Source organism: Insulibacter thermoxylanivorax, assembly GCF_015472005.1.
GTDB classification, from domain to species: domain Bacteria; phylum Bacillota; class Bacilli; order Paenibacillales; family DA-C8; genus Insulibacter; species Insulibacter thermoxylanivorax.
The window spans coordinates 219,604-234,897 of the sequence record NZ_BMAQ01000001.1 but is presented as its reverse complement, the minus strand read 5'-3'; the positions used below and the strand labels follow the sequence as shown (position 1 = coordinate 234,897).

Here is a 15,294-nt window from a genome sequence, read left to right as displayed (position 1 = left end):
ATATTCTCGGTTAAGTCTCAACTCTGTTCGAGATCCAGATATTCTTTGATCGCATCGACGATCGCTTGTGCGATCTTATCTTGGAAGGCCTCGTCATACATCACGGCTTCTTGGTCCTTGTTCGATAGATAACCGATCTCCACCAGCACGGCCGGCATCTGCGCCAATCGCAATACCTTGTATTCCTGCTTTCGCACATCGCGGTCGCGGAAGCCGCTGGCATCGACGACATGGCGATGGATGATGTCGGCAAACCGCTTGCTGGAGGGATCATAGTAATAGGTCTCCGTTCCGTGAACGGAAGGGATGTAGGTGTTGCCGTGGATCGATATGAAGAGATCTGCCTCCAGGTCATTGGCCAACTGTGCGCGTTGATCCAGTTCCACGAAGGTATCATCGGAACGGGTCAAGACGGGTTGGATGAACGGCTCCGCAAGCAAGAGGTCATAGATCTTCAGCGTAAGCGGCAGGGTGAAGTCCTTCTCATAACGCCCACTGTAGGCAATTGCGCCGGGGTCTTTGCCCCCGTGGCCGGCATCGAGGACCACTTGATATGACTGACTGCGGATGTTGAGAACAACCTTCCGTGCATCCCCCTGCTTAACCGCCGCATACTGCACCGGCTGTGCCAGATCGATGACGATGCGGACCGCGACGGGCTCATCGTTGAACACAGAGTAACGAATCCGCTGAATATGCGGATGCGTCGCCGCGATCTGACCGCTTAACTGAGAGGGTTCACCATTTAACAGAGATCCGATCTTGCTCTCCGGCAAGTCGATGACGATGCGATAAGGATCCGTTAAGGTGAAGATATTCGCCTCTAGTTCCTTGTCCGCAGTGATTATGATCTGATCGCCGGACATCTCGATCGAATGGATTACAGCAGCCCCGCTGGAACTTCCGCCGGCTTTGGACACATCACGGCCGGAGTCGCTGGGCGCCGGAATCTCTTCCTCCTCTGTTGCCGGAAGATCTGCCGGCTCGGAATCTTCTTCCCAACCGCTGCCGCTTCCCTGCGGCAAGTAGAATTGCAGCCCATAATTCACAATATCCCAAGTGACTTTGATGCCAAGGGACTTGCCAACGGCTTCTGCCGGCAGATAGATGCGGTTGGAGAGTACGATCGGTGCGGCATCCAAGCGCACCGCTTCACCGTCCCATACAGCATAGCTCTCATAGAGAACAAATCTAGCTTTGTATGTATCTCTTTCGATGGCCAGCGTCCGGTTCTCGCTGTCCCAGACGGTCAGCGCACCCAGATGCTGCTGGATCACATGTTCAGATATGTATGGATGATCATCGATCAGCACCGCCCCGTCTTCGGCCTCGATCAACTCGCCGTCGACATAGATTCGCACCTGCGCGTCCATCGCATGCACGGCCGCAGGCAAAAGCAACAACACCAGTACGACTGCTGCCAAGATATTCAACCGCAAGGGAAACCGTTTCATAATCCACCCCGTCTTCTCTTCCACATGGTCTATTTCCAATCTAGCATAAATCTCGCCATGAATCTACAAAAGCTGCATAATAATAGACGCTATAAACGGCGATAAGTTGCAATAATCTTGGAAATTCATCGGAAAATTCTGCTGCGGCAGATGCTAGATTCTGATGCTAGATTCTAGTTAATTAAGAAAACACCGCTCTAACCCATGGGGGTTGAGCGGTGTTGATCCGTGAGGTGCGGTCATCAATTATAAGCCAATCGTTCAGCGTGTTTCGCTTCATAAGCAGCGATCTTATCTTCATGCTGCAAAGTTAAGCCGATATCATCGAGACCCAGCAGCAGATATTGACGGCGATGCTCTTCCAGATCGAAGGTGATCTCCAGACCGTGATCATCGCGAATCACCTTGTTCTCCAGATCGACATGAAGCTGATACCCCTCATACTTGGCTGTGCGCTGGAACAGCTCTTCGACCTGTTCCTCCGGCAGCCTGATCGGCAGGATGCCGTTCTTGAAGCAGTTGTTGTAGAAGATATCTGCAAAAGAAGGCGCGATGATGACTCGGAACCCATAGTCCTTAATCGCCCACGGCGCGTGTTCACGGGAGGAACCGCAGCCGAAGTTTGCCCGCGTGATGAGGATCGAAGCGCCTTGGTAGCGCGGTTTGTTCATCTCAAAATCCTCATTCGGCGTCACGCCGTCCTCTTGGAAACGCCATTCGAAGAATAGGAATTGTCCGAAACCGGTGCGTTCGATTCTCTTAAGGAATTGTTTGGGAATAATCGCGTCCGTATCCACATTCACACGGTCGACAGGAGCGACGATCCCGCTGTGTTGTGTAAATTTCTCCATCGTCTCTCAGCTCCCTTCCGTTAGTTAGCCAGCACGGCTTCTTCTTTGAATTCCCAGAAACGGACATCGACGAAATGTCCCTTGATCGCAGCCGCTGCTGCCATCTCCGGCGATACGAGATGCGTGCGTCCGCCGCGTCCTTGACGACCCTCGAAGTTCCGGTTCGAGGTCGATGCGCAGCGATCGCCCGGGTTCAGCACGTCCGGGTTCATCGCCAGGCACATGCTGCAGCCCGCATCGCGCCACTCAAAGCCGGCTTCGATGAAGATTTTGTCAAGGCCTTCCTTCTCTGCTTGCAGCTTGACCCGTCCAGATCCTGGTACGACGATGGCATTGACATTAGGATGTACCTTGTATCCTTTAACGACTGCTGCAGCCTTGCGCAGGTCTTCGATCCGGCCGTTCGTGCAGGAGCCGATGAAGACTCGGTTGATCGTGATATCCGTCATCTTCATGCCCGGCGTAAGACCCATGTACTCCAGCGCCCGCTCCGCAGCCTTGCGCTCATCCTCCGTTTCGAAGTCTTCCGGGCTGGGTACGACACCTGTGACATCGCAGCCCATTCCCGGCGATGTTCCCCAGGTTACTTGCGGCACGAGTTCACTCACGTCGAATTCAACGCGTGCATCGAACTTCGCGCCTTCATCGGTTCTTAACTTCTTCCACTCTTCCACCGCGCGGTCGAAGGCTTCGCCCTTCGGTGCATACGGACGGCCGCGCAGGTATTCGAAGGTCTTCTCATCGGGTGCGATCATGCCGGCGCGCGCCCCTGCCTCGATGGACATGTTGCAGATCGTCATGCGCTCTTCCATCGACAGTTCGCGGATCGCTTCTCCTGTATATTCGATCACGTAGCCGGTAGCGAAGGCGGTGCCGAACTTCTTGATGATGCCCAGGATGATATCCTTCGCCGCTACACCCGGCATGCGCTTGCCTTTGACGTGCACTTCCATCGTCTTCGGCTTGGCTTGCTGCAGACATTGGGTTGCCAACACGTGCTCCACTTCACTCGTCCCGATCCCGAAGGCCAGCGCTCCGAAGGCTCCGTGCGTAGAAGTATGGCTGTCGCCGCAGACGATCGTCTTGCCCGGCTGCGTTAAGCCGAGTTCCGGACCCATGACGTGCACGACGCCTTGATCGATCGAATGCAGGTCAAACAACTTGATGCCAAATTCCTGACAGTTCTTCGTCAGCGTGTCGACTTGCTGTTTGGAGATCGGGTCCTTGATGTTAAACCGATCCTTCGTAGGTACGTTATGGTCCATCGTTGCGAAGGTCAAGTCCGGACGGCGCACCTTGCGGCCTGCCAGACGAAGTCCCTCAAAGGCCTGCGGACTCGTCACCTCATGCACCAGATGAAGATCGATGTATAGAATGCTCGGTTTACCTTCTTCTTGGTGGATGACGTGATTGTCCCAGATTTTTTCGAACATGGTTTTCGCCATTTCATCCTCACCTCTGCCCATTCATTCAATCTTGTACAAACATCGAATTCAACGAATCCTAATCTTCTTGGATTCATCGTACCATGGCGCTCGCAATTGTTCCAAGATATAATATCTATAGATCCTATAGGGCGCACTTATATACTGTCCAAGAATCATGCTGTCCCTGTATCGTGCTAACAGTCTATGAAACATATATGCATTACAACTGAAAGGAAGATCAACTTTGGAGCTTAGACAACTGCAGTATGCTGTACAATTGGCGATTGACAAAAATTTTTCTCGTGCAGCCGAGAAACTCCATATCGCCCAACCCTCGCTCAGCCAGCAGATCGCTAAGCTGGAGAAGGAGCTCGGCCTCCTGCTCTTCCAGCGCAATACGAATTCCGTCGATCTCACCTATGCCGGCAGCATCTTCACCGAACGGGCACAGCAGATCCTGGATATGGTGGCGCAGCTGCGCAGCGAGATGGATGACATCTCGCAGATGCGCAAAGGGCGGCTGATGATCGGCAGTCTGCCGATTACCGGTGCCCATATCTGGCCCCATGTGCTGCCTGTCTTCCAGCAGAAATACCCGGAGATCGAGATCGTGCTCGTCGAGGAGCACTCCTCTGTATTGGAGCAGCTTACCGCCAATGGACAGACAGACATCAGCTTGTTGACGCTTCCCCTGCAGGAGAGATCTCTCGATCATATCCCGCTGATCGATGAAGAGATCTATCTGGCCGTGCCGCCGAAGCATCCGCTGGTGGACAAGAAAGACGGCGTATCCCTGCCGCAGCTGGCCGATGAACCCTTCATCTTATTAAAAAAAGGCCAAGGGTTCCGTCATACATCTATTCAATTATGCGAAGATGCAGGATTCGCGCCGCGCATCGTCTTCGAGAGCAGCAATATCGAGACGGTGCAGTCCCTCGTCGCTGCCGGTATGGGCATCGCCTTCGTGCCGCAGATGGTGGCCCGCGCCGGATGGAGCCAGCATACCCCCGTTTACCTGAGGATTCGGGAACCCTATACGCCGTTCCGCACGATCGTCATCGCTCACAAACGGGACCGCTATATGACTAAAGCAGCGGATGCTTTTATTCAGACGATGCTGGAGGCGATGAGCAATGTTCCAGATATCAAGCAAGCCGGCGAGCACTGAAAGGCATAGCAGCCGTATTACATGAATATTCAGAACCGCCTTTACAAGGCTTAATTCCCATGATATCCTTACTTACAAAGATTGCTCATATCGAAACGTGATGAGGGGACTAGTAGGAAGTTGATCGCGTGACAGAGAGTGGATTCATTCGCTGAGAGAATCCGCCGTGGAGGCTTCTCGAACCCATCCCTGAACGGTCAGTGATGAACTGAACAGCCCCCGCTGTTATCGGGACCCTTGAGCAGGATGATCCAGCATCATCAACAAAGGTGGTACCGCGGAAGTTACAGACTTTCGTCCTTTGCGGACGGGAGTCTTTTGTTATATTAGGCTGTATTCGGCTGCTCTTACTGCCTATCCGCTCAAGTCTGTGTGATCTCATATTACTATATATTCAGACGACTGCAATGGATTATAGAATCAGGAAGTGAGGGCGATTATGTCTAATGAGAACCGACGCATCGTGTTAAAATTCGGAAGCAGCTCGCTGACTTCGCCGGAAGGAGGATTGGACCGCTCCAAGATCGAATATTTCGCTGGGGAGATCGCCCGGCTCCATGCCCGCGGAGAAGAACAGATCATCGTCTCCTCCGGTGCCGTCGCCGCCGGTTTCCGTCATATCGGATACAAGTCCCGCCCCAAACTGCTGCATGAGAAACAAGCCTCCGCAGCCGTCGGGCAGGCGCTGCTGATGCAAGCCTACAACGAGGCGCTGTCCAGATACGGCATCGGAGTCGCACAGATCCTGCTTACCAGGTCTGACTTCTCCAATCGCAAGCGAATCCAGAACGCTTGGATGACGATGCAGGAGTTGATCCGCAATCGCATCATACCGATCATCAACGAGAACGATACCGTTTCCATCGACGAGCTCAAATTCGGTGACAACGATACGCTTTCGGCTCTTGTGGCTAATCTGGTCAAAGCTCGGCTCCTGGTCATCATCACCGATACTGACGGCATCTATACCGACGATCCGCGGCGCAACCCGCAGGCGGAGCGGCTGACCCGCATCGATGAGATCAATGACTACATATGGAGCATCGCCGGGGGAGCGGGTTCCAGTGTCGGCACGGGCGGGATGCGGACGAAAATCGGAGCTGCAAGCATTGCGACGCGCGGCGGAATTCCCGTGTTCATCGGCAGTGCCAGCGAAGAAGGCGACATAGCGATGGCTGTGAACGGCACCGGTAAGGGGACTTACTTCAGCACTGATGCGGATTCCCTCTCTATGAAACACCAATGGATCGGCTTCCACTCCGACGTAAAAGGCTCGATCATGGTCGATGACGGCGCGGCGGACGCCCTTCTCCATCTGGGCCGGAGTTTGCTAGCCGCCGGCGTGATCGATGTGACGGGTGATTTCCAACCCGGGGATGTCGTGGAAGTCGTGACCAAAGACGGCGTTACGATCGGCCGCGGCGTGGTCAACTACGCATCCCAGCAGCTGCAAGCTGTACGCGGCCTAAACAGCGATGAAGTCATGCGCCGCGTGAACGTAACGCGTCCGGAGGTGATCCACCGCGACGAATGGATCGCCTTTGCCGCACATTAGCGGTGCTGTTTTGCTGCTGCATCTTATATTACATGCGCTGTTCACATGTGCTGTTCGTGCCGTGTGCTGTGACTGCCATGGACAGGCTATCGTCAGGAACACCGCATATTACCGCCATCCTTCTGTTAAGCAATAAGCTTCATATACATGACAGAACATTAAGCAGTAAGCAGTGACATCGAGTAGATGACATCAAGCAGTGATATCAAGCAGTAACATCAAGCGAAGATGAGATCTATCGAAGACAACATCTCATGCTTAATCATCGAATAAGTAAGAGGATTAAGGAGGAATAAACCTATGAGTGAAGTAAGAGAAAAGGCCCTTGCCGCCAAGCAAGTCACTTCGCAGCTGGCTGCCCTGTCCACGGAGCAGAAAAACCAAGCCTTGCTCGCCATGGCCGATGCCCTCATCGCCCAGCAGAGCGCGATCATCGAGGCGAACAACGTTGACCTGAAGCGCGGCCGTGAGAATGGTCTCACCTCTGCCCTGCTCGACCGCCTCGCCCTGAATGAGCAGCGCATCCTTGCCATGGCAGAAGGTCTCCGTCAGGTCGCCGAACTTCCTGATCCGATCGGCGAGGTGCTAGAGACGAGCGTGCGGCCGAACGGCATGGAGATCCGCAAGGTTCGCGTCCCAATTGGCTTGATCGGCATGATCTACGAAGCAAGGCCGAATGTCACCGTAGATGCGGCAGGATTGGCTTTGAAGACGGGCAATGCTGTCCTTCTGCGCGGCGGTTCCTCGGCACTAGAGTCCAATCTGGCGATCGTGCGTGTACTGCATGAGGCCCTTGCGAAGACAGAGCTGCCTCCGCAAGCTCTGCAGATCATCGAAAATCCCGATCGCGCCTCCGTCGACGAACTGCTGAAATTAAACGGCATCGTGGACATCGTCATCCCGCGCGGCGGACAGTCACTGATCCAGACCGTAGTGAAGAACGCAACCGTGCCGGTGATCGAAACCGGAGCAGGAATCTGCCATACCTATATCGATGCTTCAGCAGATCCTGAGATGGCGATGGAGATCGCATTTAATGCCAAAGTGCAGCGCCCATCCGTATGCAACGCGATGGAAACCCTGCTCGTGCACGAGAGCTTCGCTAAAGAACATCTGCCCGCACTGGCAGCTAAGTTTAAGGAAGCGAATGTCGAGATGCGCGGCTGCGAACGTTCCAGAGAATTGGTCAGCGACATGCTCGCTGCAACGGAAGAGGATTATGCTACGGAATACAATGATTACATCATGAATGTCAAAGTCGTTGGCAATATCGACGAGGCGATCGCCCATATCGCTCGTTTCGGAACGATGCACTCCGAATGCATCGTAACCAGCGATGAACAGAACGCCGCCAAATTCCTGCAACAGGTAGATGCCGCGGCCGTCTATCACAATGTATCCACGCGCTTCACCGATGGTTTCGAATTTGGCTTCGGCGCGGAGATCGGCATCAGCACGCAGAAGCTGCATGCCAGAGGGCCGATGGGACTCCCCGCCCTTACATCGACGAAGTACATCATCACCGGAAACGGTCAAATTCGTTCATAAGGAGCATCACGATGAAGCAGCCATTAACCCAGAAGATCTGTTTCCTGGGCGCCGGTTCGATGGCCGAGGCGATCATCCGCGGCTTGATCGACACGAAGCTGCTGGAACCAATCCGGATCTCGGCCGTCAACCGCTCCAATGCGAAGCGCCTGCAGGAACTATCTCGCCGATACGGGATTACCATACCGCAAGCTGAAGCGGACAAAGACCGATTGATTCGCGATGCGGATATTGTCGTCCTAGCGATGAAGCCGAAGGATGCCGGCGCGGCGCTTGCTTCCCTGGCATCCTTGCTGCATAACGAGCAGCTGATCATCTCCGTGATTGCAGGAATCAGCACGGATGCATTGATGAAGATGTTTGGCAAAGAACTCCCCATTGTGCGCACGATGCCTAATACATCGAGTACGATTGGGTTAGGAGCGACTGCCCTATGCTTCTCGAAGCAAGTCAGCGAAGAACAGAGACGATGGGCGGAAGCGATCTTCGCATCTGTCGGCATCGTGAAGATCGTCGATGAATCGCTGATCGATGCCGTCACCGGCGTATCAGGCAGCGGGCCCGCCTACATCTATTATGTGATGGAAGCGATGATCGAAGGCGGCATACAGCTTGGGCTGACACCTGAAACTGCTAAAGAATTGACGGTGCAAACCGTGCTCGGCGCAGCCCGCATGGTGCAGATCACGGGAGAAGACCCCGCCGAACTGCGGCGAAAAGTCACCTCTCCCGGCGGAACGACGCAAGCCGCCCTGGAAGTCATGGCTTCCTACCGACTGCAGGAAGCGATTATCCAAGGCGTTCGCCGTTCCGCTGAACGTGCCGTAGAACTCGGTCAGCAGCTCGACCCATCACGCGATCAATAAAGCAGCAAAGAAGCCTGAATCGACAGTTTATGTCGGCTCAGGCTTTATTTCTTTGACGCAGTCTGGGTTGATCTTGAGACGACAGTTTGTATCGGTTCAGGTGCTTTTCCGCTTTTCTTGCAGCCTGAGTCGACAGTTTGTGCCGGCTCAGCTGCTTTTCAGCCTCCGCACAGCATGAATCGACACTTCGTGTCGACTCAGCAGCATCTCTGCCTTCACGCAAACCCGAGTCAACAATTTATTTCGTCTCAGTTGCACTTCCGACTTCGCGCAAGTCTCACTCGAACCTGAGACGACAATTTGTGTCGGTTCAGGTGCTTTTCCGCTTTTCTTGCAGCCTGAGTCAACATTTTGTGTCGTCTCAGCTGCATTTCAGCCTCCGCACAGCCTGAATCGACACTTCGTGTCGACTCAGCAGCATCTCTTCCTTCACGCAAACCCGAGTCAACAATTTATATCGTCTCAGTTGCACTTCCGACTTCGCGCAAGTCTCACTCGAACCTGAGACGACAGTTTGTGACGGATCAGTTACATACTCGTCTTCACCCAGGCTGAGTCTAACCTGAGTCGACAGTTTGTGACGGCTCAGCCGCATTTCCTCCCGCGCGCATGCCGCCGCATCACTACGCATCATCAAGCACTACGATAAAGCGAGCATTAAGAAAGGCCAACCAGCGAAGACTAGTTGACCCAATAAATACAAAGACTGCCGACTTAATGCGTCGACAGTCTGTATAAGCAGTTTGAGTGTCCTGCATCCCGAATCTTCGATGACTATCTTGCACTGCGGAACTTCTGGGTATATTCCCGCGCCTGCTCCACCGTATGAATGTTGTTCCGATTCCAATCAAGCAGGATGCGATCGATATAGCGGAAGGATACTTTACCTGCGAATACGGACTCCTTGAGCGCTGCCAAGATCAGAGGCTCGGGGTATCGATCTTGATCAATCCAGCCGTTGATCATATCCACCTCCATCGGCGACAAGGGGCGCCCAAACTCCTGCTCGAAGATGTAGAAAATATTCTCCTCTGGCTGCTTCGCCTGCTCACCAGCACCTTCCGCCTGCAAGCTTGCGCCATAAGCTGCGGTACCAGTGCCGGCAGGTTGCCCGCTGGCATCGGCAGTCAGCCGCGTTTCTTCACGGGCGATAATCGCAGCCAAACGCATCCAAAGCGGGATCAGCGAATATCTCTCCACATGCATCCCGCTCGCTGAATCATAAGACTCTACGATATCGATCAACCTCTGTTTCATCAAGCGCTGCAGCATGCGAACGACCGCATCTCCATCCGATGACATGCGGCTTTGGATTTCTTCAATCGTCGGAAAGGACTTCTCATCTTTCTCACGGAATGCCATTAATTGGATCATCAGCATGGCCTCGGCATCAGTGATGCCCAGCTTATGATAATGCTTAAGAAACACATAAGGCAGAGATACACCGCCGTCGGCCATTGCTGTCACGAGTCCAGCGGCAAAACCGCGTTCTTCCTCAGCAAGAAATTCCGCCATCTACAGACGCCCCTCCCAATCTTGAATCGATCCTCGACCCATACTGGATTATCCTAGACAAAGTCATCCTCTAACAGAGGATCGCACATGCAAGGTGATCCTCTGCAGGATGATCTTCTATACAGACGGCCACTTACAGGTAATCTGCTAGGTGTGATTTACTTTAAAGGATCAACTCTGCGTGAACTGCTGTGTGGGATCTTCCTCATTGCGATCTATCCAGTGTGATCCACTGAGCGTGATCCTCTCTATGTGATCAGCTGTACAAGCGATTCGCTCATGATGATCCGCTGCAGGAGTAATCCTGCCTGGACCACTCTCTTACCGTAAGTACGCCTGTGACCTTATACAGTTTCAGGCTGCAATTCTTGCACCAAACGGTAGGTGTCTCTTGCAATCATCAATTCTTCGTTCGTTGGGATGACAAGGACTTCGACTTTGGAATCATCCGCCGAGATTCTGCGGTCCTCGCCGCTGCGTACGGCGTTGCGCTCAGGGTCTAACTTGACGCCGAGATAGGTCAGGTTCTCGCAGACCCGCTCACGCAGGATGACGGAGTTCTCGCCGATGCCGGCTGTGAAGACGATGACATCTACTCCGTTCAATGCAGCAGCATACGATCCGATATACTTGCGAAGGCGATACTCGAACATATCAAACGCCAGTTTCGCGTTCGGATCGGTGTCCATATTGTCCGTGATCTCACGCATATCGCTGCTGAGTCCGGAGATCGCCATCAAACCGCTGTGCTTATTCAGCATGGAGTTCACTTCGTTCACTGTCAGCTCTTCCTTCACCATCGTATACGGAACGATCGCCGGGTCGAGATCGCCGCTGCGAGTCCCCATCATGAGGCCTTCAAGCGGAGTCATTCCCATGCTCGTATCGAAGGACTTGCCGTCCTTAATCGCCGTTACGCTCGCACCGTTGCCGATATGGCAGGTGATGATCTTCAAGGACTCAAGCGGTTTGTTCAAGAACTTCGCCGCTTGCTCGCTGACATATTGATGTGAAGTGCCGTGGAAACCATACCGTCTAACCATGTGCTTCTTGTACAGAACCTTAGGGATCGGATACATGTAGCACATCGGCGGCATCGTGCTGTGGAAGGCTGTGTCAAAAACAACCGATTGCGGAACATTAGGCAGGTTAGCCTCCATCGCTTCGATTCCCATCAAGTGAGCGGGGTTATGAAGCGGAGCAAGGTCGAACAACCGTTTGATCTCTTGCTTCACCTCATCGTTAATGAGCATCGATTTGGTCAGTTTCTCTCCACCATGGACGATGCGGTGGCCTACAGCATCGATATCTTCGATGGACTCGATAACGCCGTACTTCGGATCCGTCAGCTTCTGCAGAACGACGCGCACTGCCGCTGTATGGTCAAGGATCTCTTCGACGTATCTTAGATCTTCACGGCCTGTCGGCTCGTGTACGATAATCGATGCGTCCATGCCGATGCGTTCTACACGGCCTTTAGCCAGTACGGATTCATCCGTCATGTCATATAGTTGATATTTCAGGGAAGAACTCCCTGCATTGATAACGAGGATCTTAGTCATTGGATACGGTCACCATCCCTGTCATATTTGAAGAAACCTTCGCCTGTTTTCACACCAAGACGTCCTGCGCGCACCATCTTCTTAAGCAGGACGGAAGGACGATATTTCAGTTCTCCATATTCTCTGAACATGCGTTCCATCGCAGCCAATACGGAATCCAAACCGAAGCGGTCGCACATTTCCAGCGGACCGTAACGGAAGTCGTAGCCGATGCGCATCGCAGCATCGATGTCCTCTGCACTTGCAACTCCCTCTTGTAATGTATGCAGGGCTTCGTTGATCAGTATGCAGATGAGTCTAGTAGTGACAAATCCCGGGGATTCGAAGACCATGATGCCCTTCTTCTGAATCACAGAATCGACAAAGTACTTCGCCTTCTCGAAGGTTTCATCCGATGTCCGCAGACCGCGTACGATCTCCACCAGATCGATGCGCGCTACCGGATGCAAGAAATGCAGCCCGATGACTCGTTCCGGTTTCTCTACCACGCTGGCAATCTCCGTCAAGCTGAGCGACGACGTGTTGCTGGCGAGTATCGCATCCGGATTCGTCACGCGATCCAACGTTCTGAAAACATCTTTTTTCATATCTAGATCTTCGGTGATCGTCTCAATGACCATGTCCGCTTCTTGAAGCACGGACAGATCCGTCACTTTATGTATGCGGGACAGGATCAATTTCTTCTCCGTGTTCGTCAGCGCCCATTTCTCAATCTGTTTATCTAAGCTTACTTCGATCAATTCAACTGCTTGATCGAGCAGAGCTTCTGTTTTTTCGGTCAGATACACATCCAGACCTTTATGTGCAAGCATCTCAGCGATGCCTTGCCCCATGGTACCTCCACCTATAACGCCAATTTTTTTGAACCTCATATACTCCCATCCTTCTGTCGAAAAATAATGTCTCTTTCACTAATCATACCACTTTTCTTATCGTTTGCAGTAGTCCCCCATAACTTTCATCGCTTGTTCATAAATAATTCGACATCAACCGTTCGCAATTTCGACACAATTCACCGCTTCCCATAGAAATCAAGAGTCTTATAAATATTTCCATATTTTTCTGCATAGAGGTGGAACATTAAATAAGTGAGCTGTGTTATTGACAACGTTGGCATTTGTGTATTTTCTATAGAGAATGCCTTCGACGTGAATCTCGAAGCGGGAAAGGCAAGCAGTAAAGGCGGATTTTATCCTATGATTAGAACAACACTTATGGAAACACCACAAGGCGGGACAGGGCGGTACGGCTCGAAGGTATACGCCCGTCCCTCTCTCATGGCGGTTCCTTAGGCATGCGCAGGCTGCTGCGCTGGTTGCTTCATACTGTGCAACATCTCCCGGAATCTCTCCCCCGACATCACTTCTTCGTGCATCAGGATCTCTAAGGAGTCGAGAAATACCGAACGATAAGGTTCCAACGATTTTCTCGTACGCTCCGTTAGCTCGTCTAAGATCTCGTTGTTCACCTTCGCCCATTCATCCTTGCTGATCATCTCCCGCTGAACGATCCCCAGGGAGGTCAAGCCGCTCTCGATCATCATCTTGACGACTTCCATCGCTTGCTCAAAATCATTGCGCGAGCCGGTACTGCGCCCGCCATAGAACATCTCTTCAGCGACGGCCCCCGCAAGAGAGATCATGATCTGCTCTTCCAGGTAAGTCCGCGTATACAGATATTGCTCCTTCTGCGGATTGTGACGGACGTAGCCAAGGGCTCCTCCGCGCGGACGCAGGGAGACTTGGGATACGGAGTTCGGACGCAGGAGTTCAGCCATCAGAGCATGACCCAATTCGTGCAGGGCGACGCGTTTTTTCTCTTCTCTGGTCGTCTCCCGGTCCGTCTGCTCTCCCAACATGACTTTGTCGATCGCCAGCGCCAGATGCTTCTGTTCGATCAGCTCAGAACCATCGCGCATCGCATAGATCGCCCCTTCGTTCATGACGCTCTCCAGCATCGCGCCGGAGAACCGGTAGGTCTCCTCGGCGATCTTGTCCAGATCGACATCATCCGCCAGCGGCTTATTCGCCGCGTGGATGGAGAGAATATGACGGCGGCCCTTCTTATCGGGCAGATCGACCTGAATATGCCGGTCGAAGCGTCCGGGGCGAAGCAAGGCGGGATCCAAGATCTCCTTGCGGTTGGTGGCAGCGATCACCATGATCCGCGGGGATTCCCCCGTATGGATGCCGTCCATCTCCGTCAGCAGTTGGTTCAGGGTCTGATCATATTCCTTGTGCTGACCGCCGTCCCGTTTGCCGCCGATCACATCGATCTCATCGATGAAGACGATTGCGCTTTCCTTGCCTTCCTTGTGGGCGCGGCTGCGCGCATCCTTGAACAGATCGCGGATCCGGCTCGCTCCGACACCGACATACATCTCGACGAATTCACTGCCGGAGGCCGCGATGAACACCGAGTCGGTATAATGGGCTGCCGCCTTGGCCAGCAAGGTCTTCCCTGTTCCGGGAGGGCCGGTCAGCAGGATCCCCTTGAGCGGCCGGATGCCCATCTTCTTGATCTCTTCATGCTTAATCAGAAAATCCATTGCTTCGATGATCTCCTGCTTGGCTCGATCCTGTCCGCCGATCTCATCGAAGCTGATCTTACTCGTGACTACGGCCCGTTTCGTCTTTTTCTCTGCGGCTGCGCCGATGCCGCCGCGTTGACGGAGCATCAACAACATCATCGTACCTATGAAGCCGACAAACAATAGCGGAACGATATTCACACCGATATAAGCTAAGAAAATCACCAATACTGGAATCGTACCGATCAGAATCTCCTTGCCGTATTTACTCACTGGTCCACACCCCCATCAGCGCGGGCATGCGTTCCAGCAAGACAAACTTCACATGATCTCCATCCACCAGCCGGATATAGACATAGGTGTCATCGATGGCCGTATCGATGCTCATCCCTGCAAGCTTGTTCGCTTCTAGGATCTTCGGCAGGTCGCTGTAACTTCTCTTCTCCATCACCTCAGCGACCTCGAAGAGCACCTGGGACCACCATTCATCCAAGCGCTCACTGGCATGATCGATGATATCGATTTTTAGATTCCTGCCGCCTATGGCATTAGCAGCCTCACGATGCAAGGCATCGATAACCCCGTGAAGATCCGCTTCTTTGTTGACGACAAGGCGCAGGTTCACGGCTCCTTGCGCGAACTCAACGGAAGCTTCTTCCACGCCGGGGAATTTCTTTGCGGTTTCTACGATTGGATTCTTCATTGCTACGCTATGATAAACAGACCATCCGCCAAACAAGACAAGCGAACTTACGGCGATACTTATGATGATAGGCGTGAGACGTAAATTCATCATCACGGCTCCTTTCTATATCACC

General features: G+C 53.1%; 12 protein-coding genes. 4 read left to right on the top strand and 8 right to left on the bottom strand.

Translation table 11 applies throughout. The features are described from left to right. Positions 1 to 17: 17 nt before the first annotated feature. From PRECH8_RS01160 to leuC, 3 genes are all read right to left on the bottom strand, one after another. Positions 18 to 1,493: an N-acetylmuramoyl-L-alanine amidase family protein gene (locus PRECH8_RS01160; RefSeq protein WP_200965222.1), complete on the bottom strand. Its 1,476-nt coding sequence runs from the start codon at positions 1,491 to 1,493 to the stop codon at positions 18 to 20. Positions 1,494 to 1,696: 203 nt separating this feature from the next. Next, complete coding sequence (gene leuD / locus PRECH8_RS01155; RefSeq protein WP_200965221.1) at positions 1,697 to 2,305, bottom strand: 3-isopropylmalate dehydratase small subunit; 609 nt, start codon at positions 2,303 to 2,305, stop codon at positions 1,697 to 1,699. A gap of 20 nt (positions 2,306 to 2,325) precedes the next feature. Beyond that, on the bottom strand, positions 2,326 to 3,750 hold the full coding sequence (leuC, locus tag PRECH8_RS01150) for a 3-isopropylmalate dehydratase large subunit (RefSeq protein ID WP_200965220.1): 1,425 nt from the start codon (positions 3,748 to 3,750) through the stop codon (positions 2,326 to 2,328). 226 nt (positions 3,751 to 3,976) lie between these two features. Here leuC and PRECH8_RS01145 point away from each other — a divergent pair, with 226 nt between their 5' ends. The 4 genes from PRECH8_RS01145 (at position 3,977) to proC (ending at position 8,869) form a co-directional block, all read left to right on the top strand. Then, positions 3,977 to 4,900, top strand: a complete 924-nt coding sequence (locus PRECH8_RS01145) for a LysR family transcriptional regulator (RefSeq protein WP_200965219.1) — start codon at positions 3,977 to 3,979, stop codon at positions 4,898 to 4,900. A gap of 439 nt (positions 4,901 to 5,339) precedes the next feature. Next, on the top strand, positions 5,340 to 6,455 hold the full coding sequence (gene proB / locus PRECH8_RS01140; protein ID WP_200965218.1) for a glutamate 5-kinase: 1,116 nt from the start codon (positions 5,340 to 5,342) through the stop codon (positions 6,453 to 6,455). Positions 6,456 to 6,755: 300 nt separating this feature from the next. After that, positions 6,756 to 8,003 carry a glutamate-5-semialdehyde dehydrogenase gene (locus PRECH8_RS01135; RefSeq protein ID WP_200965217.1) on the top strand — a complete coding sequence of 416 codons (1,248 nt, stop codon included), beginning with the start codon at positions 6,756 to 6,758 and terminating at the stop codon, positions 8,001 to 8,003. Between the two features lie 11 nt (positions 8,004 to 8,014). After that, entirely contained in the window at positions 8,015 to 8,869 is an 855-nt protein-coding gene (proC, locus tag PRECH8_RS01130; RefSeq protein ID WP_200965216.1) for a pyrroline-5-carboxylate reductase, read from the top strand. Positions 8,870 to 9,643: 774 nt separating this feature from the next. Here the strand turns inward: proC and PRECH8_RS01125 are convergent. The 5 genes from PRECH8_RS01125 to PRECH8_RS01105 all read right to left on the bottom strand — a co-directional run bounded on the left by PRECH8_RS01125 (position 9,644) and on the right by PRECH8_RS01105 (position 15,179). Continuing rightward, the gene (locus PRECH8_RS01125; protein WP_242457355.1) at positions 9,644 to 10,384 is read right to left on the bottom strand and encodes a DnaD domain-containing protein; all 741 of its coding nucleotides are present in this window, start codon (positions 10,382 to 10,384) and stop codon (positions 9,644 to 9,646) included. 344 nt (positions 10,385 to 10,728) lie between these two features. Continuing rightward, complete coding sequence (locus PRECH8_RS01120; RefSeq protein ID WP_200965215.1) at positions 10,729 to 11,946, bottom strand: acetate/propionate family kinase; 1,218 nt, start codon at positions 11,944 to 11,946, stop codon at positions 10,729 to 10,731. Then, on the bottom strand, positions 11,943 to 12,818 hold the full coding sequence (locus PRECH8_RS01115; RefSeq protein WP_200965214.1) for a 3-hydroxyacyl-CoA dehydrogenase family protein: 876 nt from the start codon (positions 12,816 to 12,818) through the stop codon (positions 11,943 to 11,945). The genes PRECH8_RS01120 and PRECH8_RS01115 overlap by 4 nt, the downstream gene beginning before the upstream one ends. Positions 12,819 to 13,234: 416 nt before the next feature. Beyond that, a complete protein-coding gene (locus PRECH8_RS01110; protein WP_200965213.1) occupies positions 13,235 to 14,749 on the bottom strand; it encodes an AAA family ATPase in 1,515 nt (504 codons plus the stop codon). After that, complete coding sequence (locus PRECH8_RS01105; protein ID WP_200965212.1) at positions 14,742 to 15,179, bottom strand: hypothetical protein; 438 nt, start codon at positions 15,177 to 15,179, stop codon at positions 14,742 to 14,744. Before PRECH8_RS01105 ends, PRECH8_RS01110 begins: the two co-directional genes overlap by 8 nt. Between the last annotated feature and the right edge of the window lie 115 nt (positions 15,180 to 15,294).